We start from the raw sequence: 26,307 nt of genomic DNA on the forward strand, positions 1-26,307 counted from the left end.
CGTCGTCTGCGGGCCCGGTCGTCCCCAGGGCTGTAGGCGGCTGTAGGCCGGTTGTCCACAGGCTGTCGGTGCTCTGTCGGTGGGTTGTCGGTGGCGGCTGGCACCTTGGTGGACATGACGCGAATCGACAAGAACCCCATCGGCGGCGGGGCCGGTACTGCCGCCGGCATCGCCGTCTCCGTACGGGGGCTGGTGAAGCACTTCGGCGACACCAAGGCGCTGGACGGCGTCGACCTGGACGTCCGCGAAGGCACCGTGCTCGGTGTCCTCGGACCGAACGGCGCCGGCAAGACCACACTCGTACGCTGCCTGTCCACCCTGCTCGTGCCGGACTCCGGCAGCGCCACCGTCGCCGGCTTCGACGTGGTGAAGCAGCCCCGCCAGCTGCGCCGCACCATCGGCCTGACCGGGCAGTACGCCTCGGTCGACGAGAAGCTGTCCGGCCGCGAGAACCTGTACATGATCGGCCGGCTGCTCGACCTGTCCCGCAAGGACTCGCGGACCCGCGCGGACGAGCTCCTGGAGCGCTTCTCGCTCACGGACGCCGCCAAGCGGCCCGCGATGACCTACTCGGGCGGCATGCGCCGCCGGCTCGACCTGGCCGCCTCCATGATCGGCCATCCGGCCGTGCTGTACCTGGACGAGCCGACCACGGGCCTCGACCCGCGCACCCGCAACGAGGTGTGGGACGAGGTGCGCCGGATGGTCGCCGAGGGCGCCACCGTGCTGCTCACCACTCAGTACATGGAGGAGGCCGAGCAGCTGGCGAGCGAGCTGACGGTCATCGACCACGGCAAGGTCATCGCCAACGGCGGAGTCAACGAGCTGAAGGCGAAGGTCGGCGGCCGCACCCTGCAGATCCGGCCCACCGACCCGGAGCAGCTGGGCGCGATGGCGCGGGCCGTCACCGAGGCGGGCCTCGACGGCGTCTCCGGCACGCAGGTCGTGCCCGACGAGGGCGTGCTCAACGTGCCGATCCTCAGCGACGAGCAACTGACCGCCGTGGTCGGCCTGTTGGGGGCGCGCGGCTACGGCATCGCCCACATAGGCACCCACCTTCCCAGCCTGGACGAGGTGTTCCTGGCCATCACCGGCCACAAGACCACCGCCGCCCAGGACGCCACCCGTGAGACCGAGGAGGTCGCGGCATGAGCACCACCGCCACTGTCAACGCGCCTGCCCAGCAGACCCCTTCGCGTCCGCGGCAGGCCACCGGGTCCGACGACGTACGGATCGGGATGCGCGCGAACCTGCGCCACATCGGCGCCCTGGCGCGTCGCAACATGCTCCAGATCAAGGCCGACCCGGAGTCGATGTTCGACGCCGTGCTGATGCCGATCATCTTCATCCTGCTGTTCGTGTACGTCTTCGGCGGCGCGATGTTCGGCAGCGGCAACCAGGACGCGTACGTCAACTACCTGGTGCCCGGCCTGATGGCGATGATGGGCCTCAACATCGCGATGGCGGTCGGGACCGGCGTCAACGACGACTTCAAGAAGGGCGTGATGGACCGGTTCCGGACGATGCCCATTGCCCGGTCGTCCGTCCTCATAGCCAAGATGGTGGTCGAGGTCGGCCGCATGATGGTCGCCACCACGATCCTGCTGATCATGGGCTTCATCCTGGGCCTCAGCATCAGCACCTCGGTGTGGGGCCTGCTCGCGGCGGTCGGTCTGTCGCTGGCGTTCGGCGCGTCCCTCATGTGGATCTTCATCCTGCTCGGACTCACCATGAAGACGGCCCAGGCCGTCCAGGGAGTGGCCATGCTCGTGCTGATGCCGCTGCAGTTCGGTTCGTCCATCTTCGCCAAGCCGACCACGATGCCGGGCTGGTTGCAGTCCTTCACGGACTACAACCCGCTGTCCAACCTGGCGGACGCGGCCCGCGGCCTGATGACCGGCGGTCCGGTCGCCCATTCCGCGCTGATGACGCTTGCCTGGTCGGCGGGCATCACGCTGGTGATGGCACCGCTGGCGGTCGCCAAGTTCCGCAAGCGCACCTGAGCCTGACGAGGCATCAGTTCTCGCGATCGCGTCGCGCCAGGGCGGCGGCCTCCTCCACGGAGAGGCCGCTGCCCTCGGCGTACGCGGCCTCGTACGCCGCGTCGTCGAGCAGGGCGCGCGCGGCCCGCTCGACGTCGGCCCGCTGTTCCAGCTGCACGGGCGCCAAGAAGTGGCCCGTCGGGAGCAACGCGTCGTGCGCGCCGACGAGCCGGGCCGCGTCCTCGCCACTGCCGGCGCCACCGAGTCCGGCGATCGCGGAGGCCGCGGTGAGCATGTGGATGGCGATCATCTCGGGCGCGACCATCCGCGAGAGCGGCCCCTGAGCCCGGTCGAGCGCGACCAGCACGCCCGCGAGCCCGTCGGCGAACCGGCCCTGCATGTTGTCCAGCCAGGCCCGCACGCCCAGGACGAACCCCTCGAACAGAACGAGGTTGGCGGAGCTGAACTCCTTCAGCATCACATCGGACTGCTCGCGCGCCTCGTCGATCCGGCCGGTGCGGCCCAGCCACAGGGTGAGGAAGAGCCGGGCCGCGGGCCGCGCCTCGACGCCCGCCCGGTTCCCGTCGGCGAGGATCTCGCGCAGCATGGCCTCGCCGCGCTCGCCCTCGCCCATCTCCAGGAGGACGGAGGCGAGCCTCGCCCTGAGGAGGGTGACCTGGGCCTGGGCGCCGAGTTGCTCGGCGTAGCGCAGGGCGGCGGTGAAGTCCTCGGCGGCCAGGCCGAATTCGCCCCGCTTCTCACGCGCCTCGCCCCTGGCACCCAGTGCCTCGGCCGAGCCCCAGGCGTCGCCGAGGCGCCGGAAGATGAGGAGGGCGGCGTCGGCGTCGGCGGTCGCGTCACCAGCCCACTCGGTCCGGTTGGCCAGGACGTTGGCGCGCATCTGGAGCGCCGCGGCCAGCTCCCACTCGTACCCGAGCTCCTCGCTGGTCCGCACGGTCACGTCGAGGACCTCCCTCAGCCGGGCCGTGTCGCCGGTGAGCACCACGGGGAAGAACCAGAGCGAGCCCGGCATCCGGCAGGTCTGCGGCAGTCCGGCCCGGTAGGCGGAGGCGATCTCACGGAGCCGTTCGAGGGCCTGCGGGGTGGTCCACTGGTCCATCTCGTGGTCCATGGAGGCCAGTTGGGCCAGCCGCACGCCGCGCCGGGCTTCCTGGAGGACCTCGGGGTCGAGCGGCGGCGGAGCGTCCGTGCAGCGGACGAAGACCGGCGGCGCGGGCGTCACGGGCGGCGCGAACGGGTCGGGCCCGAGGGCCGCCGCCTCCTTGGCCCAGTGGCGCGACTCGGCACGCAGGTCGCGCATCTGCCAGTACCAGAGCAGGGCGTGCACCAGGCAGAGCGCCTCCTCCTCGTCGCGCAGCGCGACGGAGCGGCGCAGCGCGGTGCGCAGGTTCTCGTACTCGCGCTCGAAGGCGTCGATCGCTCCCCGCTGCCCGGGGCCGCGCAGCCCGGCGTCGGTGCGGCGGGCGAATTCGCGGTAGTGCGTGAGGTGGCGGCGCTCGGCGGCATCGCGGTCCCCGGCGTCGTCCAGGCGTTCCGTCGCGTACTCGGCGACGGTTTCGAGCAGCCGGTAGCGCATCTCGCCGCTGTCGTCGGGCGCGGCCACGACGAGCGACTTGTCGACGAGCGAGCCGAGCACGGCGGGCACGTCCGGGGCGTCGAGGCCGCCGTGCCCGGCGCACACCGCCTCGGCCGCCGCCAGGTCGCAGCCGCCCGCGAAGACGGCGAGGCGGCCGAGCACCGCGCGTTCGGGCGCCTCCAGGAGGTCCCAGGACCAGTCGACGACGGCCCGCAGGGTCTGCTGCCTCGGCAGTACGGTGCGACTGCCGCTGGTGAGCAGGCGAAACCGGTCGTCCAGGCGGTCCGCGATCTGACGAGGCGTCAGCATACGGAGGCGGGCCGCGGCCAGTTCGATGGCGAGCGGGAGCCCGTCCAGGCGGCGGCAGATCTCGGCGGCGGCGTCCGGATCGTCCTCGACGCGGAAGCCGGGCCGGGCCGCGGCGCCCCGCTCGGCGAGCAGCCGCAGCGCGAAGGGAGCGGGCAGCGGCTCGACGGGGCGCACCAACTCCCCCGGTACGCCCAGCGGTTCGCGGCTGGTGGCGAGGACGACCAGGCCCGGGCAGCGGGCCAGCAGGTACTCGGCGAGTTCGGCGGCGGCGCCGATCACGTGCTCGCAGTTGTCCAGGAGCAGCAGCATACGGCGCGGCCCGCAGTGTTCGGCGAGCCGGACCACCGGGTCGTCGGCGTGCCGGTCGGCGGCCCGCAGTTCCTCGGCGCCCGCCGAGTGCAGCACCGTCTTGCGGGCGCCGACGGCGGTGAGCACGGCGGCGGGCACCCCGGCCGGGTCGTCCACGGGCGCGAGTTCGGCCAGCCACACCCCGTCCGGCCAGCAGGCCGCGGCGCCGTCGGCGGCCTCCTGCGAGAGCCGGGTCTTGCCGGCACCGCCGGGCCCGAGCAGCGTGACGAGCCGCGCGGTTTCGAGGTCGCCGCGAATGTCCGCGAGCTCGGCCTCACGCCCGACGAAGGAGGTGAGCCGGGCCCGCAGATTGCCGTGCACCGGGGCGGCGGGCGCGGGGGCGACTGTCGGGCTCAGCAACTCGGCGTGGAGGGCCCGGAGTTCGGGCCCGGGGTCGGCGCCAAGTTCCTCGGCGAGCGTGGCGCGCACGCTCTCGTACGCGGCGAGCGCCTCGGCGGGGCGGCCCGCGGCCCGCAGCGCCCGGATGCGCAGGGCGTGCAGCGGCTCGTCGAGCGGGTGGCCCGCGCACAGGGCGGCGAGCTCGCCCAGCGTGTCCTGCGCCCGGCCGAGCGCGAGGGCGGCGGCCAGCCGCAGCCGCCGCGCGTCGAGCCTGCGGGCCTCGGCGCGGGCGGCGAGGGGGCCGGGGTCGGGCAGGTCGACGAGCGCGGGCCCCGACCAGAGCGCGAGCGCGTCGTCGAGCAGGGTCGCCGCCTTCGCCGCATCGCCCTCCTCCAGGGCGCGGGCGCCGTCGGCGGTGAGCCGCTCGAAGCGGTGCAGGTCGACGGCGTCGGGCTCGGCGGCGAGCCCGTATCCGCCGCTCTCCGCGGAGAAGACCGCGTCGTGGCCGAGGATCCGGCGCAGCCGGCCGACCAGTGCCTGGAGCGCGGCCGGGGCGTCGGCGGGCGGTTCGTCTCCCCAGACCTCGTCGACGAGGGCGCCCACCGGGGCGGCCCGGCCCGGCCGCAGCGCGAGCGCCGTCAGGAGGGCGCGCAGCCGCGCACCGCCGAGGGCGACGGGGCTGCCGTCGAGGTGGTGGGCCTGGGTGTTGCCGAGAATCCGGTAGCGCACGCCCCCATTCTCATCGACGCGGCAAGACCCGGGGCCCGGGGTGCGGAACTCCCGCCCGTTCCGGACACGTTCGACGACCGGAACTTCCGCCCCTCCCCGACACGTTCGACGATCAGAGCCTGTGTGTGATCCCAGAGCGCCGGTGTCCGATCCGGACCGAGTTCAGGACACGGGGTCTCTGCCCCTGTACGGTCGGGCGCGTCCCGCTCGACCCTCCCACCAGCCACTGGAGCCCACGGCATGGCCACCGCAACCTCCCGCCACCACGACCGGCGGATCAGCCCGGTCTTCCTCGGGATCGTCGCCGTCATGGCGGTCTCCGGGTGGGCGGTGTGGACGAGTTACGCCTCGTCCCGCGGCCTGGCCGTGTTCCTGTTCGTGACGTCCGCCTGGGTCGTCTCGCTGTGCCTGCACGAGTACGCGCACGCCCGCACCGCGTTGCACGGCGGGGACATCACGGTCGGCGCCAAGGGCTATCTCACGCTGAACCCGCTGAAGTACACGCACGCGCTGCTGTCGATCGTGCTGCCCGTCATCTTCGTGATCATGGGCGGCATCGGTCTGCCCGGCGGCGCCGTGTTCATCGAGCGGGGCCGGATCCGGGGCCGCTGGCGGCACAGCCTGATCTCGGCGGCGGGCCCGCTCACCAACGTCCTGTTCGCGATCGTGTGCACGGCCCCGTTCTGGCTGCACGCCCTGGACGGGGTGCCCGCCGACTTCCGCGACGCGCTGGCCTTCCTGGCGCTGCTCCAGGTGACCGCGGCGCTGCTGAACTTCCTGCCGGTGCCGGGCCTGGACGGGTACGGGATCATCGAGCCGTGGCTGTCGCACTCGGCCAGGCGCCAGGTCGAGCCGTTCGCGCCGTTCGGGCTGCTCGCGGTGTTCGGGCTGCTCTGGATCCCCGAGATCAACCAGGAGTTCTTCCGGCTCGTCTACGTGATCATGGACGGGCTCGGGGTGTCCGACGTGGACGCGGCGACGGGCCGCAGCCTCTACCAGTTCTGGCCGGACCTCTCGCTCACTCCGCAGCGCTAGCCGAGCGCCCCCGGCGCAGGTAGTACCACGTCATGTTGGACGAGAGTCCGACGAGCAGCACCCAGATGATTCCGAGCCAGCTGCCCCGGGCGAAGGAGACCACGGCCGCGGCGACGGCGAGGACACAGACGACGAGGGCGTACAGAGCGAGGCGGGGCATGGAGGTCGGCTCCTGTCGGGTACTTCGGCACTCATGTCGAACGGGGTGAAGACGGCGGACGGGCAGGTGCCCTCGGCACCCACCCGTCCAGTGTCCACCATGCCCGGCCGTCCTCAGACGTCGGTGACGCGCAGCCCCGCGTGAGCCTTGTAGCGGCGGTTCACCGAGATCAGGTTGGCGACGAGCGACTCCACCTGGTGGGCGTTGCGCAACCGCCCGGCGAAGACCCCGCGCATGCCGGGGATGCGTCCTGCCAGGGCCTGTACGAGGTCGGTGTCGGCGCGCACCTCGCCGAGCACCATCACGTCCGTGTCGATCTCCTCGACGGACGTGTCCTGGAGCAGCACGGCGGAGAGGTGGTGGAAGGCCGCGGTCACCCGGGAGTCCGGCAGCAGGGCGGCGGCCTGCTGGGCGGCGCTGCCCTCCTCGGGCTTGAGGGCGTACGCGCCCTGCTTGTCGAAGCCGAGCGGATTGACGCAGTCGACGACGAGCTTGCCGGTCAGTTCCTCGCGCAGCGATTCCAGCGTCTTGGCGTGGCCGTCCCACGGCACCGCCACGATCACGATGTCGCTGCGCCGCGCGCACTCGGCGTTGTCGGCGCCCTCGATGCCGAGGCCCAGTTCATCGGCGGCGGCCCGCGCCCGCTCGGCCGCCCGCGAGCCGATGATCACCTTCTGGCCGGCCCGGGCGAGGCGGTAGGCGAGGCCGCGGCCCTGGTCGCCGGTGCCGCCGAGCACGCCGACGACGAGGCCGGAGACGTCCGGAAGCTCCCAGGGGTCCTTCGCGGCGGGCTTCGAAGCGTTACCGGCGTTGTCAGTGGAAGTCATGAGAGCGACCCTACTCGGCCGTAGCGGGACCCTCCGTCCGGATGACGAAGCCCGGTTCGGCCCCGCGGGCGCGCCGGATGCGGCAGGCTGCCGGCCATGGATGCCGTACGGGTCGCAGTGCTGCGGGAAGTGCTCGCCGGGACCGAGTGGCTGCGGGCCACCCGCCGCTTCGGGGGCGTGCTCCGCTCGTCCGTCGTACCGCACGGCGGCGGGCTGCTCCTTGTCGGCACCGAGCGGTACGAGCCCTGGCACCTGGCCGCCCACCTCACCGACGAGGCGGCCTGGTCGGGCCTTCTGGAGCTGAGCCCGACGCTGGTGCGCCACCGCGTCGAGCCGGGCGGGCCGCCCCATCTGTCCGTCGGGCTCGGCCGTCTTGAGGCGGCCCGGCGGGGCGAGACGCTGCTGGTGGTGGCGCCCGAGCGGCCCGCCGAAGGGCTGCTCGAACGCGTCCACGACGCGCGCCGGGCGGGCGCGACCGTGCTCGCCCTGGACGGCGGCGACCGCGAGGTGCGGGGCCTGGTCCACGAGTCGCTGACGGTGACCCCGGACGCGGAACTCGACCTGGACACCGTGCAGCACCTGGTCAGCGCCGCCGCGGGCGAGAACACCCTGCCCCCGCAGCGCGGCCCGCGCCGCTTCCGCGACCGGCTCAGCCGGCTCGCCGACCAGCTGACGGCCCCGCCGCCGGGACGCTGGTAGCCGTAGCGGTCAGAGCCTGTGTTCAGACCTGGACACAGGCTCTGAGCCGCGGCTCACGCGTCGCCGTCCTGCGGCGCCGACTTGTCGTGCCACTTGGGGTCGTTCTCCCACTCCAGGTTCCGCTCCTGCGCGCTCTGCATCGCGTGCTCGGCCTCCTCGCGGGTCGCGTACGGGCCGAAGCGGTCCTTGGCCGGGCACTCGGGGCCCTCCTCGACCTTGTGGTGGACCAGGCAGTAGAACCACTCGCCGGGTTTGCCGACGGTGCGCTTCTTGAACAGAGCCATGGGTGCCTCTTCCCTGGGACGGTGGCCGGGGGCCTCAGGGCCATGCTGCCCCACACCCGCTCGATAGACTCGGCGGCATGTCTGGCCAGCCGAAGTCGCAGTCCCTGCTCGTGCCCGGGGAGATCTCTCCGGCCCGTTCCGTCCCGGGTCGTATCCGGCGTCCCGAGTACGTCGGGAAGCCCATGCCCACGCCGTACACCGGCCCCGAAGTGCAGACCGCCGAAACGATCGAGCTGATGCGGACCGCGGGCCGGATCGCGGCGCAGGCGATGGAGGAGGCGGCCAAGCACATCGCGCCGGGGGTGACGACGGACGAGCTCGACCGGGTCGCGCACGAGTTCATGTGCGACCACGGCGCCTACCCCTCGACGCTCGGCTACCGCGGCTTCCCCAAGTCGCTGTGCTCCTCGGTCAACGAGGTCATCTGCCACGGCATCCCCGACTCGACCGTCCTGAAGGACGGCGACATCGTGAACCTGGACGTGACCGCGTACATCGGCGGCGTGCACGGCGACAACAACGCCACCTACTTCTGCGGCAACGTCGACGAGGAGTCGAAGCTGCTCGTCGAGCGGACCCGGGAGTCCCTCAACCGCGCGATCAAGGCGGTCCGGCCCGGCCGTCAGATCAACATCATCGGCCGTGTCATCGAGTCGTACGCCAAGCGCTTCGGCTACGGCGTCGTACGGGACTTCACGGGCCACGGGATCAGCACCGCCTTCCACTCCGGTCTGATCGTGCCGCACTACGACGCCCCGCACGCCACCACCGTGATCAAGCCGGGCATGACCTTCACCATCGAGCCGATGCTGACCCTGGGCACCCACGAGTACGACATGTGGGAGGACGGCTGGACGGTCGTCACCAAGGACCGCAGGCGCACGGCCCAGTTCGAGCACACGCTGGTGGTCACGGAGACGGGCGCGGAGATCCTCACGCTGCCGTAGTCCCACGCCGTGATCGTGCCGGGCGGGATTTTTCGATCGAGTGTTGCGCCCCGGCCCCACCGGGTACGTTTTTACCGACAGGACGTCGGGAACCAGTTGACTTAGGTAAGCCTAACTTGAGACGATCCATCCAGCTGGTTCCCGCACCCCTCGGTCTCCGGAGGCCCTCCTTGACCACCCCCGCGGCCACGCCCTTCTCCACGCTCATCCGTACCGCCTCACACGAGCAGCACACGGAGGCGGAGACGTCGACGTTCATGGGCGACCTGCTCGGCGGCCGGCTCGGCGTCGACGCGTACGCCCGCTACACCGAGCAGCTCTGGTTCGTGTACCGGGCCCTGGAGGAGGGCGCCTCCGCGCTCGCCGCCGACCCGGTGGCGGGCCCGTTCCTACGGCCCGAGCTGATGCGCACGGCCTCACTGGAGCGGGACCTGGCCCATCTGCGCGGCACCGACTGGCAGCGTGCGGCCTCCCCGCTGCCCGCGACGGCCGCGTACGCCGCGCGCGTCTCCGAGTGCGCGCGGACCTGGCCCGCCGGGTATGTGGCGCACCACTACACGCGCTATCTCGGCGACCTGTCGGGCGGGCAGATCATCCGCGACAAGGCGGAGCGGACGTGGGGCTTCGCCCGTAAGGGCGACGGCGTACGGTTCTACGTCTTCGAGGGGATCCCCAACCCGGCGGCGTTCAAGCGGAGTTATCGCGTGCTGCTCGACGCGTTGCGCGCGGATGAGCTGGAGAAGCGGCGGGTCGTGGAGGAGTGCAAGCGGGCGTTCTCCCTGAACACGGCTGTATTCAGAGAGCTGGCGGAGGAGTTCCCGCTCAGCGCGTAGCGCTCCGCGGGGGGGGGCGGATTTTTGGGTGCGGGGCGGTTGGGGGTGCTTGCGCCCGCGCGGCGGAGCCGCACATGTCACGGCCCCGCGCCCCTCAACCCGATGTCCCCCGCGGGCCGTGCGTGGTTGCTCGCGCCCGCGCGGCGGAGCCGCACATGTCACGGCCCCGCGCCCCCAAAACCTGATGCCCTCCGCGGGCCGTGCGTGGTTGCTTGCGCCCGCGCGGCGGAGCCGCACATGTCACGGCCCCGCACCCCTGCAGGGCACCCAGTACCGCTGGTCGCGCTCCCTTACGGGGCGCTGGTCATGGTGCGTTCCAGCAGCACGCGTCCGCCCAGCTCGATCGTGTCGTTCGGGCCCGGGGCCGTCAGGAGTTGGGCACCCCGGCCCTGGGTGATGTTCAGGGCTCGGCCCAGGTGATGGGTCAGCAGGAGGGCGGCTGCTCCAGTCGCCTCGTCCTCGTCGATGCCGTCGCCCCGGCCCGGGAAGGCCCTCGCCCTCACTCGGCCCGCCGCCTCGTCCTCCCAGGACCAGGCGTAGATCCACTCCCCCGGCTCGGGGACCGCCAGCGCGTCCACCTCGGCGGCCGAGGCGTACTGGCGCAGAGTTCGCGGCGGGGCCCAGTCGGCGCGGGCCGTGATCCAGGTGAACTCGCCGTCCTGGCGGGCGAAGACGTCGCCCACCGGCAGTTCGAGGACGTCCAGGTCGAGCAGCCACGCGGCGCCGACCACGGGGTGCCCGGCGAACGGAAGGCGCAGCCCCGGGGTGTAGATCTCGACGGCGCCGCGCTCGGGGTCGTCCACGAACACGGTCTCGCTGAAGCCGAGTTGGCGTGCCAGCTCCTGCCGGGCCGCCTCGCCGGGCACGTCCGCGCCCTCGCGCACCACTCCGAGGGCGTTGCCGTGCCGGCCGTCGGGACCGCAGAAGACCCGGAGCACGTCGATCAGTACGTCTCGTTCACTCACGGACGCATTGAAGCAGCAGGCGGGGCCGCACCCAGCGGTCGGGGACGGCCCTGTTCGTCGAGAGGGTCCGCGATACGTGACCGGTCCGTGACCGTTGAGACGCGATACGTGACCCCTCCGTGACCGGTGAGAGCTGAATCACGCACCCAGTGGGTATCGGTGAGGTAAGGCTCGGTTAAGTTAGGTCCGCCTCAGTCGACCTGGTCGACCCTGAACCCAGCGTGGAGCCCGCATGCGACCCGTCCGTACCTCCGTAGTCACCGCCGCCGCTGCCGTCGCGGCCCTGACCGCCGTCACGGGCTGTGCCGACAAGAGCGACGCCAAGTCCGGCGGCTCCGCCGACGCGATCCAGGTGACCGCCACCGACACCTCCTGCAAGCTCTCGAAGACCGACTTCCCGGCCGGCCACGTCAAGTTCGACATCGAGAACAAGGGCTCCAAGGTCACCGAGGTCTACCTGCTCTTCCCGGACGACCGCATCGTCGCCGAGCGCGAGAACATCGGCCCGGGTCTCAAGCAGCAGCTCACCGCCGAGGTCAAGGCCGGCTCCTACGAGGTCGCCTGCAAGCCCGGCATGAAGGGCGACGGCATCCGCCAGAAGGTCAACGTCACCGGCGGCACCACCGCCAAGCGCAACCCCCAGCTGGACACCGCCGTCGCCGAGTACCGCAAGTACGCGCAGGAGCAGGCCGACGAGACGCTGCCCAAGGTCAAGGTCTTCACGGACGCGGTGCGGGCCGGCGACCTGGACGCCGCGAAGAAGGCGTTCGCCCCCTCGCGCCTGGGCTGGGAGCGTACCGAGCCGGTCGCGGAGTCCTTCGGCGACATCGACCCGAAGACGGACACCCGCGAGGACGGCCTGGAGAAGGGCCAGAAGTGGACCGGCTGGCACCGCCTGGAGAAGTCCCTCTGGGCCGACGGCAAGATAGGCCAGGACGAGAAGGATCTCGCCACCGAGCTGGACAAGGACCTTGCGGACTGGCAGAAGCGGGTCGGCACCGCCGAGATCACCCCGACCTCGATGGCCAATGGCGCCAAGGAACTCCTCGACGAGGTCGCCACCGGCAAGATCACCGGTGAGGAGGACCGCTACAGCCACACCGACCTGTCCGACTTCAAGGGCAACGTCGAGGGCGCGCAGAAGGCGTACGAGCTGCTCAAGCCGGTCGCCTCGAAGAACGACGCGGCGCTCACCACCGAGCTGGACAAGCAGTTCGCGGCCCTGAACACGCTGCTCGACAAGTACCGCACGGACAAGAACTCCTACGACTTCACCGCGTACGACAAGGTCGGCGCGGGCGACCGCAAGCAGCTCTCGGACACGGTGAACGCGCTCGCCGAGCCGCTGTCGAAGCTCGCCGCCGCCGTCACCAAGTAACGCCCGAAGCCAGGAGGAGATCCGTCATGAGCGAAACGACCGAGGCCACCGGCCCCGGCAGGTCCCCCTCCCGCCGGGCGCTGCTCGGCTGGGGCGGCGCGGGGCTCGCCCTTGGCGCGGCCGCGGCCGGCGGCGCGGTGGCCGTCGTCAAGGGCGGCGGCGACGCGGTGCCGGCCGCCGACACGGGGGCCGCGGTGCCGTTCCACGGCGACCATCAGGCCGGCATAGCCACCGCCGTCCAGGACCGGCTGCACTTCGCCTCGTTCGACGTGACGACGAAGGACCGCGCCGAACTCGTCCAGCTCCTCAAGGACTGGACGGCGGCGGCCGCGGCGATGACCGAGGGCAAGCCCGTCGGCGAGGGCGCGTACGGCGGTCTCGCCGAGGCGCCGCCGGACGACACGGGCGAGGCGCTCGGCCTCAAGCCGTCCCGGCTGACCCTGACCTTCGGCGTCGGCCCCTCCCTCTTCGCCAAGGACCGCTTCGGCCTCGATGCCAAGCGGCCCGAGGCGCTGGTCGACATCGAGCAGTTCCCCGGCGACAACCTGGACGCGGCCCGCAGCGGCGGCGACCTGTGTGTGCAGGCCTGCGCGGACGACCCCCAGGTCGCGGTGCACGCGATCCGCAACCTGGCCCGCATCGGCATGGGCAAGGTCGCCATCCGCTGGTCGCAGCTCGGCTTCGGCAAGACGTCCTCGACGACGCCGGACGCGCAGACCCCGCGCAACATGATGGGCTTCAAGGACGGCACCCGGAACGTCTCGGGCACCGACGCCAAGGCCCTCGACGACCACGTCTGGGTCGGCGCGAAGGACGGCAGCGACTGGATGACCGGCGGTTCCTACCTGGTGGCCCGCCGCATCCGGATGCACATCGAGACCTGGGACCGCACCTCGCTCCAGGAGCAGGAGGACGTCTTCGGCCGCGACAAGGGCGAGGGCGCCCCGGTCGGCAAGGCCAAGGAGCGCGACGAGCCGTTCCTGAAGGCGATGAAGCCGACCGCGCACGTGCGCCTGGCGCACCCCGACTCCAATGACGGCGTACGGATCCTGCGCCGCGGCTACTCCTTCACGGACGGCACGGACGGCCTCGGCCGCCTGGACGCGGGCCTGTTCTTCCTGGCCTACCAGCGCGACGTGCGCAAGGGCTTCCTGCCGATCCAGCGGAGCCTCGCGCGCCATGACGCGCTCAACGAATACATCCAGCACGTGGGTTCGGCGATTTTCGCGATCCCGCCGGGCGTCCGCGACAAGGGCGACTGGTGGGGCCGGGGACTCTTCGGCTGAGACGAAGACATGGCTGAGAGGGAGACATGTTCGCCAACTATCTGATCGGCCTGCGCGAGGGGCTTGAGGCCAGCCTGGTCGTCTGCATCCTGGTCGCGTACCTGGTGAAGACCGGCCGCCGCGACGCCCTGAAGCCGGTGTGGATCGGCGTGGCCGTGGCCGTCGTCGTGGCGTTCGCGTTCGGCGCCGGGCTCGAATTCGGCTCGCAGGAGATGACGTTCAAGGCCCAGGAGGCGCTCGGCGGTTCGCTGTCGATCATCGCCGTCGGCCTGGTCACCTGGATGGTGTTCTGGATGCGGCGCACCGCGCGGCACCTGAAGACCGAGCTCCAGGGCAAGCTCGACTCGGCGCTGCGCATGGGCACCGGCGCGCTGGTGGCGACCGCGTTCCTGGCGGTCGGCCGGGAGGGCCTGGAGACCGCGCTGTTCGTGTGGACGTCGGTGCACGCCGCCGGTTCCGAGAACGGCACCTTCCAGCCGATGATCGGCGCCCTCCTCGGCCTGGCCACCGCGGTGTTCCTGGGCTGGCTGTTCTACCGCGGCGCCCTGAAGATCAACTTGGCGAAGTTCTTCACGTGGACCGGCGGCATGCTGGTGGTCGTCGCGGCCGGCGTCCTCGCGTACGGAGTGCACGACCTCCAGGAGGCGGACTTCCTGCCGGGCATCAACTCCCTTGCCTTCGACATCAGTTCGACGATCGAGCCGGACAGCTGGTACGGCACCCTGCTCAAGGGCGTCTTCAACTTCCAGCCCGACCCGACCGTCGTCCAGGTGGTGGTCTGGGCGCTGTACCTGATCCCCACGCTCGTGTTCTTCTTCGCCCCGGTAGGGTTCCGGAAGTCCGAGGGGACTACGAGGGTCGAGGGGCAGAAGGCGGTTCATGAGACGGGTGAGTCGGCTGGTGGCGGGGCTCGCGACGGCGACCGTACTGACGGTGACCGCGAGCGGCTGCGTGACGGTGCACGGGGAGCGGGAAGTCGTACCGTCGGCGACGAAGGCTGAGGCCGCCGAGGCGCTCACCGCGTTCACCGACGCCTACAACAAGGCGGACAAGGCGTACGACCCGGCCCTGGACGCGGGCCGGGTCACCGGCGCGTTCGGGGCCACCACGCAGGCGGGCTTCACGGCCCGCCATGTGACGAGCCCCGGCGGCAACGCCCAGCACTCGGAACTGCGACTGACCGACGCCAGGTACACGATCCCCAAGCAGGCCGGCTGGCCGCGCTGGTTCGTCGCCGACACGGACTCCAACCGCGACCAGGACGACAAGGGGCCGACCGACACCCGCTGGCTGCTGCTCTTCACACGCAGCGGCCCGGAACAGGTCTGGAAGCTGGCGTATCTGTCGATCCTGGGCGTCAAGGACGTCCCCACGTTCAAGACGGACAAGGACGGCTGGGCCGAGCCGGTGCGCCCGGACGACCCCTCGCTCGCGGTCGCCCCGAAGGACCTGAGCGCGGACTACGCCTCCTACCTCCAGGACGGCAAGCCGCCCGTGTTCGCGGACGGGGAGCACACCAGCGGCTGGCGCGACGCCCGCCAGAAGAACTCGGTACGGTCCGGCCGGATCAGCCAGTTCCTCGATCAGCCCCTGAGCGAGGGCGACTTCGCCCCGCTGGGCCTGCGCACCACGGACGACCGCGCCCTGGTCTTCTTCGCCGCCCGCCACTTCGAGCGCCAGACCGCCGCGAAGGGCGTCCGCCTGGACATCTCCCCCGACGAGAAGGCCCTGCTGACGGGCGAGGTGAAGTCCTCCCTGACGAGAGAGTGGATCTCCAACGAACTGGCCCTGGTCCCGACGCAGGGCAGGGTCGTCGTGGCGAACCGGGTGCAGGGGCTGGTGGCGGTCAAGGGGGAGTAGGGGGTGTTTGCGCAGTTCCCCGCGCCCCTGAACCCGATGTCCAGCCACGGGCCGCACCCGGGGATCGCACCCCCGGCGGGGCGGGGCCTAGCGGCCCAGCGGCCAAGCCACCGCGTGGGACCCCGCGCCCCCCGCATACCGCGCACACGCATCCGTCAACGCCTCAAGCAACGTCAGCGGATCCACCAGCGCATGCTCCGGCCCCCGAACCCACCCCACCTCAAGCTCCCCCGGGAGCCGCGCGGGCGGCACGAGAACGTAGCTCCCCCGGCAGTGCCACCGCAGCCCTGGGTGCTCGTCCATCGTCTCGGGGTGGCAGTCGAGCTCGCAGGGCCACCACTCGTCCTCGTCCTCGGGCGTACCCCGGGTCGCGGTGAAGAAGAGCATGCGCCCGTGGTCGCCGTCACCGGCGGCCTCGGCGACGGGCCCGACGTCGATTCCCTCGGAGAGGAGCCGGGCGAGCGCCTCGCGCCCCGCTTCGAGCGGCACGTCGAGCACGTCGTGGACCATGCCGGTGGCGGTGATGAAGTTGGCCTCGGGCTGGCCGAGCGCCCAGCGCTCGATCTGCGCGCGGTCGGTGGTGGACTGCGTCTGCCAGGCGAAGGAGACGGGGTGGCGGGCGGGCGTGGGACACCCCATCCGCTCACAGGAACATCGGTAACCGACGGGGTGGGCGGCGGGCGCCAGGGGCAGGTCGGCGGCGGCCACGGCCAGCAGCAGGCCGAGCCGGCCCTGGTCCGCGCCCGGAGCGTCCTTGGGCCGCCTGCGCAGCCAGCGGGACAGCTTGCTCTCCTCGCCGCGGGAACGGCCGAACTCAGCGCCCATCTATCCCCTCACCTCACCGTCGACCCCGAGGGACTTTCATCCACTTGGGACTCTTGTCCACGAGGAACATCGTCCCACCATCCTGCTCCCCGGGTGACCGCACCTGACATCCGGGGTGTGTGACATGACCCGCCCATGGCCGACGGACGACGTCCGCGTGATCAGCGCACGGCGATTCCGCGCAGCGCGTACTCGACGAGGCTGTCCGCATACGCGTGGGTGAGCGGGAGCGTGCGCAGCAGCCAGCGGTGGGTGAGCGGGCCGACGAGCAGTTCGACGGCGGTGCGGGCGTCGATGTCCGGGTCGACCTGGCCGGCGTCCTGCGCCGCACGGAGACGGTGGACGTAGAGCTGGAGTCCGGGTTCGAGCAGTTTGCGTGCGAACTGGGCGCCCAGGTCGGGGTCGATGACTCCCTCGGCCGCGAGTGCGCGGTACGGCGCCTCGAAGCCGGGGTCGGTGAGCTCGTCGACGGTGGCGCGCAGCACCTGCTTGAGGTCCGCTTCGAGGTCGCCGGTGTCGGGGAGGGCGGGGTCGCTCGCGGCGGCTCGGTCGCCGCGTTCGAGGAAGGCTTCGAGGAGGACTTCGGCCTTGGAGGGCCACCAGCGGTAGATCGTCTGCTTGCCCACGCCGGCCCGCGCCGCGATGCCCTCGATGGTCGTCCTGCCGTACCCCGCCTCCCCCACGAGCGCGAGGGCCGCGTCATAGATGGCGCGGCGCGAACGCTCGCTGCGGCGGCTGGAGTCGGGCGCCTTGGCCTCCGACTGCTCCGGCCTCTCCACGTTCCGCGACTTCTGTGCCTTGCCTGAGTTCTCCGCCTTCTCTGCCATGGGCCGATTCTAGCCGCACAACGAGGCGAGACGTATCGTCTCTTGACAAGACGAAGCGTCTCGTTCAGACTCGTAGCACGAGGCGAGACGAACCGTCTCGGTCCGGGGCTTGTGCGAACGAGCCCGGGGCATCGAAGAGTTCCGGCGCGGCCCGCGAGCCGCGTCACCTGCACAAGGAGGTACGTCATGACCCGAGGCGGAGCGGGAAACATGCTGGGCATCGGTGGCACCCGGAGCCGGCTCTCACGCAAGGCGCTGCGCGGCGCGGCCGGCGGCGGCCACGGCCCGGGCGGCGGGGTGGACCCGCTGGCCCAGAAGCGCGAGCTGCTACGGAAGTTGAAGGAGGGGCGCACGGCACCGAAAGAGCCGTGAACGCGCGGATGAACCGGGCGGGCCAGGTGAAAAACACCCGGACGGTTCACTGCGCGGACGCCCGTCACGGCGGACCATGGGCTGCACGCGGTTGCGCGCCCGTGCAGCCCAAGTCGCCCGTGAGGAGCCCTCATTGCCTCGTGAAGCCCGTGACTTCCCCACGCAGAGAACCGCCCGACCCCGGCGCTATCTGATGTGCCCACCGGCACACTTCAAGGTCACGTACTCCATCAACCCCTGGATGGACCCCGACAAGCCGGTCGACCTGCCGCTGGCCCTGGCCCAGTGGGAGGACCTGCGCGATCGCTACCGTTCGCTCGGCCACACCGTCGAGCTGCTCGACCCCCGGCCCGACCTGCCCGACATGGTCTTCGCCGCCAACGGAGCCACCGTGATCGACAACCGGGTGCTCGGCGCCCGCTTCGCGCATCCGGAGCGCGCGGCGGAGGCCGAGGTGCACCTCGACTGGTTCCGTACGCACGGCTTCACCACCGTCCACGAGCCGTCCCACATCAACGAGGGCGAGGGCGACTTCGCCGTCACGGACTCGTATCTGCTGGCCGGGCGCGGCTTCCGCTCCAGCCCGCTCTCGCACGACGAGGCCCAGGAGTTCTTCGGCCGCCCGGTCATCGGCCTCGACCTCGTCGACCCCCGCTACTACCACCTGGACACGGCCCTGTGCGTCCTGGACGACTCGGCCGACGAGATCATGTACTACCCGCCGGCCTTCTCCCCCGGCAGCCGGGCCGTGCTGTCCCGGCTGTTCCCGCACGCGCTGATCGCCGAGGAGCCGGACGCGGCCGCCCTCGGGCTCAACGCGGTGAGCGACGGACACCACGTCCTGCTCCCCCAGGGTGCCATCGGCCTCTTCGACCCGCTGCGCGCACGCGGGTACGAGCCGATCGGCATGGACCTGGGCGAGTTGCTCAAGGGAGGCGGCAGTGTGAAGTGCTGCACCCAGGAACTGCGTTCCTGATCAGGAGGCCGGCTCCGCGGGATGGGGCGGCCAGGGGTCGCCCCACTCGGCGTCCCGGGCCGCCCGGTACAGCGAACCGTGCCGCTTGCTGACCGTCTCGCGGCGCAGTTGCTCCTCGGCCGTGCACAGGTCGAGCAGCACCTGCCCCTTGCGGATCTGCGGCCGCCGGGTGACCCGGGCCGATGCCGGGTCGGGGGCGAACCGTGTGGCGGCGACGTAGCTGAACTTCTCGTCCTCGTACGCCAGTGAGCCGCCCTTGACCTGGCGGTGCAGCGAGGAGCGGCTGACCCGGGCCGAGAAGTGGCACCAGTCGGTGCCGGGCTCGATGGGGCAGGCGACGCTGTGCGGGCACGGCGCGGCTACGTGCAGCCCGGCCGCGATGAGCCGGTCGCGCGCCTCGATGACGCGGGCGTAGCCGTCGGGGGTGCCCGGCTCGACGATGACGACGGCACCGGTCGCCGCGCCGGCTGCCGCGTCGACCAGGGTGCGGCGGTCGTCGGGGGTGAGCTCGTTCAGGACGTACGAGACGGTGACGAGGTCGGCGCTGTGCAGGGTGAGGGCCGAGCCGATGCGGGCGCGCTCCCAGCGTGCGGCGCGCAGGCCGGGCAGACCGGAGGCCTCGGCGAGTTCGCGGCCGATGGCGAGCGCGGGCTCCGCCCAGTCCAGGACGGTGGTGGCCACGGGGGTGCCCGCGTCCTCCCATGCCTCGGCGACCGCCCAGCTCGCGGCGCCGGTGCCGCCGCCGATGTCGGTGTGCGTGGCGGGCGTCCACTCCCCGGTCGCGTCCCGGAACGCGTCGAGCGCGGAGCGTACCGCCTCGAAGGTGGCGGGCATCCGGTACGCGGCGTAGGCGGCGACGTCGGAGCGGTCGCGCAGTACCGGGGCGTGGGTGGGGACGACGCCGCGGTAGTGGGTGATCAGCCGGTCGACGGCTCCCGCGGCCTGCGAGGGAGGAAGGCCGTCGAGCAGTCCGGCCAGGGCCGAGCGCAGGACGTCCGGGATGGGGAGGGAGTGGTTCACCGGGGGAGTCTACTTTTGCCGCGCATGGTGCCGCGCCGGGTCTTCGGCCGCCGCGGTGAGGGGCTCGTTCCTGCGCTGCCAGGGGCGGCACAGGAGCAGGAAGCAGAGCAGGGCGGCGACGGCCGAGGCGAGCTGGACGACCGCCATGGGCACGGCCGTCGCCTCACCCGCGATGCCGACCAGCGGGGATGCGACCGCGCCGACCAGGAACGAGGAGGTGCCGAGCAGGGCGGACGCGGAACCGGCCGCGTTCGGGGTGCGCATCAGGGCCTGGGCGTTGGTGTTCGGCATGGCGAGCCCCATCGCCGACATCAGCACGAAGAGACCGGCCGCGATCGGCGCGAGGCCCACCTCGCCGAACACCCCGGAGGTCATGAGGAGCAGCGCCGTTGCCGCCAGCGTGATGACGACGAGCCCGAAGCCGAGCGCCTTGTCCAGGCTGACCCGGCCGATGAGCAGCTTGCCGTTGATCTGGCCGACGACGACCAGGCCGACGGAGTTCAGGCCGAACAGCAGGGAGAAGGTCTGCGGGGAGGCGCCGTAGATCTCCTGCACCACGAAAGGGGAGGCCGAGATGTAGGCGAACAGCGCGGCGAAGGCGAGGCCGCCCGCGAGCATGTAGCCGGTGAAGACCCGGTCCCTGAGCAGGCCGCCCATGGTGCGCAGGGCCTGGCCGACGCCGCCGGAGTGGCGCCGGTCCGCGGGGAGCGTCTCGTGCAGCCACTTCCATACGACGGCGGTGAGCAGCACACCGATCACGGTCAGCACGGCGAAGACGCCACGCCAGTCGGTCAGCCGCAGCACCTGTCCGCCGATCAGCGGGGCCACCACGGGGGCCACGCCGGAGATCAGCATCAGGGTGGAGAAGAAGCGGGCCATCTCGACGCCGTCGTAGAGGTCGCGCACCACGGCGCGGGCGATCACGATGCCCGCGGCGCCGGCCAGACCCTGCAACAGCCGGAAGGTGATGAGGAGTTCGACGTTGGGCGCGAACGCGCAGACCGCGGTGGCCAGGACGTACACGACCATGCCGATGAGCAGCGGGCGGCGGCGTCCCCACTTGTCGCTCATCGGGCCGACGACGAGCTGGCCGAGCGCCATGCCGGCCAGGCACGCGGTGAGGGTGAGCTGGACGGTCGCGGCGGGCGAGCGCAGCGCGTCGGTGACCTCGGGCAGCGCCGGCAGGTACATGTCCATGGAGAGCGGCGGGAGCGCGGTGAGACCGCCGAGCACCAGCGTGACCAGGAGACTCGTGCGGCGGACGGCGGCGATCGCGACGGCGCCGGGGGTCTTCGCGTCGGCCGTGGTCGATATGTGGCTCTGGGTGTCCTGTCCGCCGCGCTCCGGCATCGGTTTCTCTCCTGAAAGTTGAATCGAATAACCATGTTCTCAGCCGGACCCGGTTGACGGGACCAGTCGGGAGGTACGGGAAAGGAGGGACGGGTCACACCCGGACGCGACTCCCCCGGGCGGCGCGCGGGCTCCCACATCGCGGACGGGCGGTCTCACGGGAGGGCCGCTCCCGTACGCTCCGGGCCCATGGACATCACCTCGCAGAAGTCTGCCGTCGTGACCGGTGCCGGGTCCGGCATCGGCCGTTCCGTGGCCCTCGCGCTGGCCGGCGCGGGCTGGTCGGTGACCCTGGCCGGGCGCCGTGCCGAGGCCCTGGAGGAGACCGCGGCGCTGGCCGGGGCCGGAGCCCGCGTCCTGTGCCTGCCCACGGATGTGACCTCCCCCGACGAGGTCGGCGCGCTGTTCGCCGCGGCGCGGGCCGCGTACGGGCGGGTGGACCTGCTGTTCAACAACGCGGGCACGTTCGGGCCCGGCGGGGTGCCGGTCGAGGACCTGTCGTACGAGGCGTGGCGCTCGGTGGTCGAGGTGAATCTGAACGGGGCGTTCCTCTGCGCGCAGGCGGCGTACCGGGCGATGAAGGAGCAGGCGCCGCAGGGCGGGCGGATCATCAACAACGGCTCGATCTCGGCGCACGCTCCGCGGCCGGACTCGGTGGCGTACACGGCGACGAAGCACGCGATGACCGGGCTCACCAAGTCGCTGTCCCTGGACGGGCGCCGGTACCGGATCGCCGTCGGACAGATCGACATCGGCAACGCGGCGACCGAGATGACGCAGCGCATGCAGACCGGAATCCCGCAGGCCAACGGGGAGTTGGCGGTGGAGCCGGTGATGGACGCGCGGGACGTGGCGCGGACGGTGCTTCACATGGCGGAGCTGCCGCTCGATGCGAACATCCAGTTCGCCACGGTGCTCGCCACGGCGATGCCGTACATCGGCCGGGGCTGACAGTCCGCGTCCGAGCCCTCCCCGGTGGCCGGAATAGGCGGCCCAGGGCGGCAGTTGAGGCGATCATGACGAACGATGCGCAGCCCGAGGTCCTCCGCTACACCGCCTTCTCCGCCGACCCCGCCGGGGGCAATCCGGCCGGGGTCGTCCTGGACGCCTCAGGGCTCGACGACGCCGGAATGCTGGCGATCGCCGCCGAGCTCGGCTACAGCGAGTCGGCGTTCCTGACGGCGCCGCCGCAGGGGCTCGGCGAGCCGGGGCGGGCGTTCACGCTGCGGTTCTTCAGCCCGAAGGCCGAGGTGCCGTTCTGCGGGCACGCCACCGTGGCGACGGCGATCGCGCTGGGCGAGCGGATCGGCACCGGGGAGCTGGTGTTCGCGACCCCCGCCGGTACGGTCCCGGTGGCCGTCGCCGAGGACGCCGCGACCGGCGGCCTGCGCGCCACGCTGACCAGCGTCGAGCCGCACTCCGAGGCCGTCGACGAGAAGGATCTCGCCGAGGCGCTGGCCGCCCTCGACTGGCCGGCCGAGGACCTCGACGCCGCGATCGTGCCCGGGATCGCCTTCGCCGGAGCCCGCCATCTCGTGCTGGGCGCGGCCACTCGCGAGCGCCTCGCCGACCTGTCGTACGACTTCGACCGGCTCACGGCGCTGATGCACCGGCTCGACCTCACCACCGTCCAACTGGTGTGGCGCGCCTCGGAGTCGGTCTTCCACGTCCGCGACCCGTTCCCGGTCGGCGGGGTCGTCGAGGACCCGGCGACGGGCGCCGCGGCGGCCGCGTTCGGGGCGTACGCGCGGGAACTCGGCCTGGTCGCCGAGGAGTCGGAGCTGACGCTCCATCAGGGCGAGGACCTCGGCCGCCCCGGCGTGCTCACCGTGACGCTGCGCGCGGGCGACGCCCGGGTGCGGGTGAGCGGCGCGGGTGCGCGTATCCCTTCTTGACCCTGGGCGGGTCGGGCCTGGCGGGCACTCGGGGCGCGTGAACCCGGGGCGGGTCAGGCCTGGCCGGTCTCGAAGCGGCTCACCTTGCCGCCGTCGACGGTGAAGCGCCAGGCGGTGCGCATCTCGCCCCAGGTGTCGTTGCGGTAGTTGGCGACCAGGCCGAGCCCGTCGTGCGTCTGCTTCTCGACGTCCATGTGGCCGCCGGAGGAGAAGATCTCGCGCTCGGTCCAGTCGGCGACGTCGCGGTCCGCACCGTCGTCGGACATGGTGGCCCCGGGTGTCAGGGCGGCGGCGAAGGCCTCGCGGTCACCGGAGTTGAGCGCGCCGACGAAGGCGCGGACAGCCGGTTCGGTCAGCTTGTCGAGGGCGATGGTCACGGTCTGGTCTCCCGGTCGGTACGGAACGATTCGTCCCCCAGGACCCCAGGACACCCCACCCCGCCCCGGTGCGCCATCGGTGCGCCGCCGGATGGCACCGTGGGCGCATGGACGACGCCACCTGGAACTCCCCCTGGCCCACGGTCACCGCGCTGCACGCCTGGCTGACCGAGCGGAGCCCCGTACCTCCCGAGCAGCAGACGCTGCTCAGGATGCTGAAGCTGTCGGAGGAGGTCGGCGAGGTCGCCGAGGCCGTCATCGGAGCGACCGGCCAGAACCCCCGCAAGGGCGTCTCGCACAGCTGGCAGGACGTGCAGGCCGAACTCTGCGACGTCATTGTCACGGCGATGGTTGCGCTGACCACGCTGACTCCCGACGCGGAGGGCGTCTTCGATGCCCATCTTGCCAAGGTGGCCCGGCGGTCGCTTGGCAGCGGCTGAGCCCTTTGCGGGGGGGGGTGCGAGTGTTCATCCGCGGGCCGGTGGGGGCTGAGCGCGCAGTTCCCCGCGCCTCTGCAGGGCGCCCAGAACTCCCGGTCGCGCCCGCGCGGCGGAGCCGCACCATGTCACAGCCCCGCGCCCCTGTAGGGCGCCCAGCACGGCTCGTCCAACTAGGCCGTAGGCAGACGCAGGGTTGTCACCGCGCCGCCCGTCGGGGCGTTGGTGAAGGTCAGGGCTATGCCCAGTACCTCCGCCTGACCCGCTGCGATCGTCAGGCCCAGGCCGTGACCCCTTCCCCGGCCGGGGTCGCCGGTGCGGAAGCGTTGGGGGCCGCTGTCGATCAGTTCGGCGGGGTAGCCGGGGCCGTGGTCGCGGATCTCGACGACCGGGCCGTTCACCGTGAGGGTCACCGGGGGCGCCCCGTGCCGGTGGGCGTTGACGACGAGGTTGGCGATGATCCGGTCGAGCCTGCGCCGATCGGTGCGTACGGTCGCATCTCGTACGACGTGGACCTCGCAGTCCAGCGCCGTGGCGCGGACCGCGCGCTCCACCAGCGGGCCCAACTCGTGCTCGGCGAGCTGGGGTTGCTCGGCGCCCGCGTCGAGGCGGGAGATCTCCAGGAGGTCCTCGGTGAGGGTGTGCAGTGCCTTGAGCCGGTCGTTGATCATCTCCTTGGGCCGCCCCTCGGGCAGCAGCCCGGCGGCGGCCAGCATCCCGGTGAGCGGTGTGCGCAGCTCGTGCGCGACGTCGGCGGTGAAGCGCTTCTCCGACTCCAGACGGCGCTGCAGGGAGGCCGCCATCGAGTCCAGGGCGACGGCGACCGCCGTCACCGCGTCGCGTTCGGCGGCCTTGCCCCCGGGCGGGATCCCGGTGCGCACGTCGAGGTCGCCCTCGGTGATCCGGCGCGCGACGGCGGCCGTGTGGCGCAGCCGCCGGCTGATCCGCCCGGCGAAATAGGTCCCGGCCAGCGTGACGCTGCCCGCCGCGAGCAGCGCGGAGCCGAGGATCGCGGTGTCCATCTGGCGCAGGTGGTCGCGGGTACTCGCGTACGGGATGGACACCGCGAGGACGTGCCCGCCGGCCGGGGCCGCCGCCCACATGACCGCTTTGCCGTCCTGCTCGCCGACCATCAGCCCGCGCTCGCCGCCCATCGCCAACTTCCGCAGCCCGTCCGGCAGTTGGACCGGGTCGAGGACGGCGGCGTGCCCGCCGGTGGTCTCGGTGCCGTACGCGTACTCCTTGAGCGCGGCGTCCAGGCTCTGCCGCGCCTCCTTGCGGACCTCGTCCACCCGCTGCCGGGTCAGCACGTTGTGCACGAGGACGCCGAGGATCGCGGCGACAGCGCAGGCCACCCCGGCCACGGTGAGCACGATCTTCCAGCGCAGGCCGTACGTCCAGCCCGGCCTCAGCCGCTCCTGCCAGGCCGTCACGAGGGGCCGCCGGGGGTGGGCGACGGCGTGACGCAGGGGATGCCGGAGGTCTGCTTGAGGGCGCGGCAGGTGTCGAGCTTGAGCTCGATGAGGGCCATCATCCTGCCGTCCCAGCCATAGTGCGAGACGTACACGAACCGGTCGTTGGAGGTGGGTTCGCGGATGGCGAGGTGCCCGGCGGCGAGTTCGACGCCTTCGAGGACCGCGCGCCGCGAGAAGACGCGGGTGACGACCCCGTCGACCACGCGGTAGACCCGCATCTCGCTCGCCCGGCCGTCGATGTCGACGGCGGTGATCAGCTCGGCCCGCCCGTCGTCGGTCAGGTCCCGCAGCACCGGTTCGCGCACCCCGCACGCGGCGGCCCGGACGCAGCCCACGATCCGCTCGGCGGCCCGGCGGTCCACGAGCCGGCCGGTGCCCTGGTCCTCGCGTTCGGTGGCGGCGAGGTCGGCCTTGACGACGGCGAGCGGGTCGGCGTCGCGCATGTCGCCGGAGGCCACCTTCGCGATGCCGGGCACGGCGAAGGGCCGGCCGCGCTGCTGCTCGGGGCCGGCCGGGGACGGCCGGGCCTGCGGCCACAGCGGTTCCGGCGGAGCCACGCTCGCCGCCGCCCCGTCGCGGTGCAGCCCCTCCATGTCCGCGCAGCCCGTCAGTACGGCGACGAGGCAGCCGGCCAGGAGGAGCCGCCGCACGCGGCGGCGGTCGGGGCCCCCGCGCTCAGCCAAGCCGTCCGAGCATGCCGGTGACGGAGTTGAGCGCGGTGTGCAGCGAGGGGGCGACGGCCGAATCGGCGAGATAGAACCCGAACCCGGCACAGACGAGCGCGTGGGAGATTTTCGTGCCGCCTTTGCGGCAGAGGAAGAAGGCGCACGCTGCGAGCGCCAGCATCACGGGAAAGCGAAAGGAAGGCACGGCGTTTCTCCTCGCGTCCCCGAGCCGAACTGTGCGGCACCCCCGCCGCCTCGACTGGCGCGCGGACTTCCGGCCGGTACCGCAGATCACGCTACGACCGCGCATCCCGTTCCGCCACACGGAGGATGAACGTCGGGTCACGTGGGGTGATGGCGGCAGGTGGGAAGGGGGCGGCGCCGCGAGGCTGCCGGGCGGAAGCCCGCGCACCCCCCGTACAACGAAATCCGTAGGTAACTTGCTGGTAGGGATAGATCAACACGCTGTCATCAGGCTAACGTCGGTTCCGCGCCGCCACACCCAGGGCA

General features: G+C 72.1%; 28 protein-coding genes. 15 read left to right on the plus strand and 13 right to left on the minus strand.

Annotated elements, in window-relative coordinates; translation table 11 throughout:
• The first annotated feature begins 114 nt into the window (after window positions 1-114).
• Together ACWC2B_RS00615 and ACWC2B_RS00620 are read left to right on the plus strand one after the other, a co-directional pair.
• Window positions 115-1,152: an ATP-binding cassette domain-containing protein gene (locus ACWC2B_RS00615; protein ID WP_450714237.1), complete on the plus strand. Its 1,038-nt coding sequence runs from the start codon at window positions 115-117 to the stop codon at window positions 1,150-1,152.
• Window positions 1,149-2,003: an ABC transporter permease gene (locus ACWC2B_RS00620; RefSeq protein WP_450714238.1), complete on the plus strand. Its 855-nt coding sequence runs from the start codon at window positions 1,149-1,151 to the stop codon at window positions 2,001-2,003. The genes ACWC2B_RS00615 and ACWC2B_RS00620 overlap by 4 nt, the downstream gene beginning before the upstream one ends.
• A gap of 13 nt (window positions 2,004-2,016) precedes the next feature.
• On the opposite strand, the gene ACWC2B_RS00625 is transcribed toward ACWC2B_RS00620, so the two are convergent.
• Window positions 2,017-5,304, minus strand: coding sequence for an ATP-binding protein (locus tag ACWC2B_RS00625; protein ID WP_450714239.1), 3,288 nt, complete (start codon window positions 5,302-5,304; stop codon window positions 2,017-2,019).
• A 240-nt stretch (window positions 5,305-5,544) separates the two neighbouring features.
• Here ACWC2B_RS00625 and ACWC2B_RS00630 point away from each other — a divergent pair, with 240 nt between their 5' ends.
• Window positions 5,545-6,339 carry a site-2 protease family protein gene (locus tag ACWC2B_RS00630; RefSeq protein WP_450714240.1) on the plus strand — a complete coding sequence of 265 codons (795 nt, stop codon included), beginning with the start codon at window positions 5,545-5,547 and terminating at the stop codon, window positions 6,337-6,339.
• Here the strand turns inward: ACWC2B_RS00630 and ACWC2B_RS00635 are convergent.
• Window positions 6,323-6,499 carry a hypothetical protein gene (locus ACWC2B_RS00635; RefSeq protein ID WP_450714241.1) on the minus strand — a complete coding sequence of 59 codons (177 nt, stop codon included), beginning with the start codon at window positions 6,497-6,499 and terminating at the stop codon, window positions 6,323-6,325. The two genes, ACWC2B_RS00630 and ACWC2B_RS00635, sit on opposite strands and share 17 nt — an antisense overlap.
• Before the next feature lie 113 nt (window positions 6,500-6,612).
• A complete protein-coding gene (gene npdG / locus ACWC2B_RS00640; protein ID WP_450714242.1) occupies window positions 6,613-7,326 on the minus strand; it encodes an NADPH-dependent F420 reductase in 714 nt (237 codons plus the stop codon).
• A 96-nt stretch (window positions 7,327-7,422) separates the two neighbouring features.
• Here npdG and ACWC2B_RS00645 point away from each other — a divergent pair, with 96 nt between their 5' ends.
• Complete coding sequence (locus ACWC2B_RS00645) at window positions 7,423-8,025, plus strand: hypothetical protein (protein ID WP_450714243.1); 603 nt, start codon at window positions 7,423-7,425, stop codon at window positions 8,023-8,025.
• A 53-nt stretch (window positions 8,026-8,078) separates the two neighbouring features.
• Here ACWC2B_RS00645 and ACWC2B_RS00650 read toward each other — a convergent pair whose 3' ends face one another.
• Window positions 8,079-8,309, minus strand: a complete 231-nt coding sequence (locus ACWC2B_RS00650; protein ID WP_450714244.1) for a hypothetical protein — start codon at window positions 8,307-8,309, stop codon at window positions 8,079-8,081.
• A 77-nt stretch (window positions 8,310-8,386) separates the two neighbouring features.
• Here ACWC2B_RS00650 and map point away from each other — a divergent pair, with 77 nt between their 5' ends.
• Entirely contained in the window at window positions 8,387-9,256 is an 870-nt protein-coding gene (gene map, locus ACWC2B_RS00655; protein WP_450714245.1) for a type I methionyl aminopeptidase, read from the plus strand.
• Between the two features lie 170 nt (window positions 9,257-9,426).
• Window positions 9,427-10,089 carry a biliverdin-producing heme oxygenase gene (locus ACWC2B_RS00660; protein ID WP_450714246.1) on the plus strand — a complete coding sequence of 221 codons (663 nt, stop codon included), beginning with the start codon at window positions 9,427-9,429 and terminating at the stop codon, window positions 10,087-10,089.
• Between the two features lie 290 nt (window positions 10,090-10,379).
• On the opposite strand, the gene ACWC2B_RS00665 is transcribed toward ACWC2B_RS00660, so the two are convergent.
• A complete protein-coding gene (locus ACWC2B_RS00665; protein ID WP_450714247.1) occupies window positions 10,380-11,054 on the minus strand; it encodes a PhzF family phenazine biosynthesis protein in 675 nt (224 codons plus the stop codon).
• Between the two features lie 232 nt (window positions 11,055-11,286).
• Between ACWC2B_RS00665 and efeO the strand changes: the two genes are divergently transcribed.
• From efeO to ACWC2B_RS00685, 4 genes are read left to right on the plus strand one after another with little or no spacing between them, the layout of a single operon-like run.
• The gene (gene efeO / locus ACWC2B_RS00670) at window positions 11,287-12,432 is read left to right on the plus strand and encodes an iron uptake system protein EfeO (RefSeq protein ID WP_450714248.1); all 1,146 of its coding nucleotides are present in this window, start codon (window positions 11,287-11,289) and stop codon (window positions 12,430-12,432) included.
• Window positions 12,433-12,458: 26 nt separating this feature from the next.
• Window positions 12,459-13,718: an iron uptake transporter deferrochelatase/peroxidase subunit gene (gene efeB, locus ACWC2B_RS00675; protein ID WP_450714249.1), complete on the plus strand. Its 1,260-nt coding sequence runs from the start codon at window positions 12,459-12,461 to the stop codon at window positions 13,716-13,718.
• A 26-nt stretch (window positions 13,719-13,744) separates the two neighbouring features.
• The gene (efeU, locus tag ACWC2B_RS00680) at window positions 13,745-14,719 is read left to right on the plus strand and encodes an iron uptake transporter permease EfeU (protein ID WP_450714250.1); all 975 of its coding nucleotides are present in this window, start codon (window positions 13,745-13,747) and stop codon (window positions 14,717-14,719) included.
• Window positions 14,607-15,578: a hypothetical protein gene (locus tag ACWC2B_RS00685; protein WP_450714529.1), complete on the plus strand. Its 972-nt coding sequence runs from the start codon at window positions 14,607-14,609 to the stop codon at window positions 15,576-15,578. The genes efeU and ACWC2B_RS00685 overlap by 113 nt, the downstream gene beginning before the upstream one ends.
• Before the next feature lie 87 nt (window positions 15,579-15,665).
• Here the strand turns inward: ACWC2B_RS00685 and ACWC2B_RS00690 are convergent, their stop codons facing one another.
• Both ACWC2B_RS00690 and ACWC2B_RS00695 read right to left on the minus strand, forming a co-directional pair.
• Window positions 15,666-16,403: a bifunctional DNA primase/polymerase gene (locus ACWC2B_RS00690; RefSeq protein WP_450714251.1), complete on the minus strand. Its 738-nt coding sequence runs from the start codon at window positions 16,401-16,403 to the stop codon at window positions 15,666-15,668.
• A gap of 161 nt (window positions 16,404-16,564) precedes the next feature.
• Window positions 16,565-17,230 (minus strand): TetR/AcrR family transcriptional regulator, encoded by a 666-nt coding sequence (locus tag ACWC2B_RS00695; RefSeq protein WP_450714252.1) that lies wholly within the window; start codon window positions 17,228-17,230, stop codon window positions 16,565-16,567.
• 186 nt (window positions 17,231-17,416) lie between these two features.
• Here ACWC2B_RS00695 and ACWC2B_RS00700 point away from each other — a divergent pair, with 186 nt between their 5' ends.
• Window positions 17,417-17,602 (plus strand): DUF6243 family protein, encoded by a 186-nt coding sequence (locus ACWC2B_RS00700; protein WP_450714253.1) that lies wholly within the window; start codon window positions 17,417-17,419, stop codon window positions 17,600-17,602.
• Window positions 17,603-17,735: 133 nt separating this feature from the next.
• Window positions 17,736-18,578, plus strand: a complete 843-nt coding sequence (gene ddaH / locus ACWC2B_RS00705; protein ID WP_450714254.1) for a dimethylargininase — start codon at window positions 17,736-17,738, stop codon at window positions 18,576-18,578.
• Here the strand turns inward: ddaH and ACWC2B_RS00710 are convergent, their stop codons facing one another.
• Together ACWC2B_RS00710 and ACWC2B_RS00715 are read right to left on the minus strand one after the other, a co-directional pair.
• Window positions 18,579-19,598, minus strand: coding sequence for a small ribosomal subunit Rsm22 family protein (locus ACWC2B_RS00710; protein ID WP_450714255.1), 1,020 nt, complete (start codon window positions 19,596-19,598; stop codon window positions 18,579-18,581).
• Window positions 19,599-19,607: 9 nt separating this feature from the next.
• Window positions 19,608-20,948, minus strand: a complete 1,341-nt coding sequence (locus tag ACWC2B_RS00715; RefSeq protein ID WP_450714256.1) for a Bcr/CflA family multidrug efflux MFS transporter — start codon at window positions 20,946-20,948, stop codon at window positions 19,608-19,610.
• A 189-nt stretch (window positions 20,949-21,137) separates the two neighbouring features.
• Between ACWC2B_RS00715 and ACWC2B_RS00720 the strand changes: the two genes are divergently transcribed.
• Together ACWC2B_RS00720 and ACWC2B_RS00725 are read left to right on the plus strand one after the other, a co-directional pair.
• The gene (locus tag ACWC2B_RS00720; protein ID WP_450714257.1) at window positions 21,138-21,899 is read left to right on the plus strand and encodes an SDR family oxidoreductase; all 762 of its coding nucleotides are present in this window, start codon (window positions 21,138-21,140) and stop codon (window positions 21,897-21,899) included.
• A 65-nt stretch (window positions 21,900-21,964) separates the two neighbouring features.
• A complete protein-coding gene (locus tag ACWC2B_RS00725; RefSeq protein ID WP_450714258.1) occupies window positions 21,965-22,843 on the plus strand; it encodes a PhzF family phenazine biosynthesis protein in 879 nt (292 codons plus the stop codon).
• A gap of 53 nt (window positions 22,844-22,896) precedes the next feature.
• Here ACWC2B_RS00725 and ACWC2B_RS00730 read toward each other — a convergent pair whose 3' ends face one another.
• Entirely contained in the window at window positions 22,897-23,220 is a 324-nt protein-coding gene (locus ACWC2B_RS00730) for a nuclear transport factor 2 family protein (protein WP_450714259.1), read from the minus strand.
• Window positions 23,221-23,327: 107 nt separating this feature from the next.
• On the opposite strand from ACWC2B_RS00730, the gene ACWC2B_RS00735 reads away from it, so the two are divergent.
• On the plus strand, window positions 23,328-23,660 hold the full coding sequence (locus ACWC2B_RS00735) for a MazG-like family protein (protein WP_450714260.1): 333 nt from the start codon (window positions 23,328-23,330) through the stop codon (window positions 23,658-23,660).
• 170 nt (window positions 23,661-23,830) lie between these two features.
• Here the strand turns inward: ACWC2B_RS00735 and ACWC2B_RS00740 are convergent, their stop codons facing one another.
• The 3 genes from ACWC2B_RS00740 to ACWC2B_RS00750 are packed head-to-tail and all read right to left on the minus strand — an operon-like array spanning window position 23,831 to window position 26,002.
• Window positions 23,831-25,090, minus strand: coding sequence for a sensor histidine kinase (locus ACWC2B_RS00740; protein ID WP_450714261.1), 1,260 nt, complete (start codon window positions 25,088-25,090; stop codon window positions 23,831-23,833).
• The gene (locus ACWC2B_RS00745) at window positions 25,087-25,815 is read right to left on the minus strand and encodes a hypothetical protein (RefSeq protein ID WP_450714262.1); all 729 of its coding nucleotides are present in this window, start codon (window positions 25,813-25,815) and stop codon (window positions 25,087-25,089) included. Before ACWC2B_RS00745 ends, ACWC2B_RS00740 begins: the two co-directional genes overlap by 4 nt.
• On the minus strand, window positions 25,808-26,002 hold the full coding sequence (locus tag ACWC2B_RS00750) for a hypothetical protein (protein WP_450714263.1): 195 nt from the start codon (window positions 26,000-26,002) through the stop codon (window positions 25,808-25,810). The genes ACWC2B_RS00745 and ACWC2B_RS00750 overlap by 8 nt, the downstream gene beginning before the upstream one ends.
• Between the last annotated feature and the right edge of the window lie 305 nt (window positions 26,003-26,307).

The organism is Streptomyces sp. NPDC001415, assembly GCF_053597395.1.

Bases quoted from the DNA above. Each gene is read 5' to 3' on its own strand.
- ACWC2B_RS00615 (WP_450714237.1), top strand. From the start codon at position 115: ATGACGCGAATCGACAAGAACCCCATCGGCGGCGGGGCCGGTACTGCC.
- ACWC2B_RS00620 (WP_450714238.1), top strand. From the start codon at position 1,149: ATGAGCACCACCGCCACTGTCAACGCGCCTGCCCAGCAGACCCCTTCG.
- ACWC2B_RS00630 (WP_450714240.1), top strand. From the start codon at position 5,545: ATGGCCACCGCAACCTCCCGCCACCACGACCGGCGGATCAGCCCGGTC.
- ACWC2B_RS00635 (WP_450714241.1), bottom strand. From the start codon at position 6,499: ATGCCCCGCCTCGCTCTGTACGCCCTCGTCGTCTGTGTCCTCGCCGTC.
- npdG (WP_450714242.1), bottom strand. From the start codon at position 7,326: ATGACTTCCACTGACAACGCCGGTAACGCTTCGAAGCCCGCCGCGAAG.
- ACWC2B_RS00645 (WP_450714243.1), top strand. From the start codon at position 7,423: ATGGATGCCGTACGGGTCGCAGTGCTGCGGGAAGTGCTCGCCGGGACC.
- ACWC2B_RS00650 (WP_450714244.1), bottom strand. From the start codon at position 8,309: ATGGCTCTGTTCAAGAAGCGCACCGTCGGCAAACCCGGCGAGTGGTTC.
- map (WP_450714245.1), top strand. From the start codon at position 8,387: ATGTCTGGCCAGCCGAAGTCGCAGTCCCTGCTCGTGCCCGGGGAGATC.
- efeO (WP_450714248.1), top strand. From the start codon at position 11,287: ATGCGACCCGTCCGTACCTCCGTAGTCACCGCCGCCGCTGCCGTCGCG.
- efeB (WP_450714249.1), top strand. From the start codon at position 12,459: ATGAGCGAAACGACCGAGGCCACCGGCCCCGGCAGGTCCCCCTCCCGC.
- efeU (WP_450714250.1), top strand. From the start codon at position 13,745: ATGTTCGCCAACTATCTGATCGGCCTGCGCGAGGGGCTTGAGGCCAGC.
- ACWC2B_RS00690 (WP_450714251.1), bottom strand. From the start codon at position 16,403: ATGGGCGCTGAGTTCGGCCGTTCCCGCGGCGAGGAGAGCAAGCTGTCC.
- ACWC2B_RS00695 (WP_450714252.1), bottom strand. From the start codon at position 17,230: ATGGCAGAGAAGGCGGAGAACTCAGGCAAGGCACAGAAGTCGCGGAAC.
- ACWC2B_RS00700 (WP_450714253.1), top strand. From the start codon at position 17,417: ATGACCCGAGGCGGAGCGGGAAACATGCTGGGCATCGGTGGCACCCGG.
- ACWC2B_RS00715 (WP_450714256.1), bottom strand. From the start codon at position 20,948: ATGCCGGAGCGCGGCGGACAGGACACCCAGAGCCACATATCGACCACG.
- ACWC2B_RS00720 (WP_450714257.1), top strand. From the start codon at position 21,138: ATGGACATCACCTCGCAGAAGTCTGCCGTCGTGACCGGTGCCGGGTCC.
- ACWC2B_RS00725 (WP_450714258.1), top strand. From the start codon at position 21,965: ATGACGAACGATGCGCAGCCCGAGGTCCTCCGCTACACCGCCTTCTCC.
- ACWC2B_RS00735 (WP_450714260.1), top strand. From the start codon at position 23,328: ATGGACGACGCCACCTGGAACTCCCCCTGGCCCACGGTCACCGCGCTG.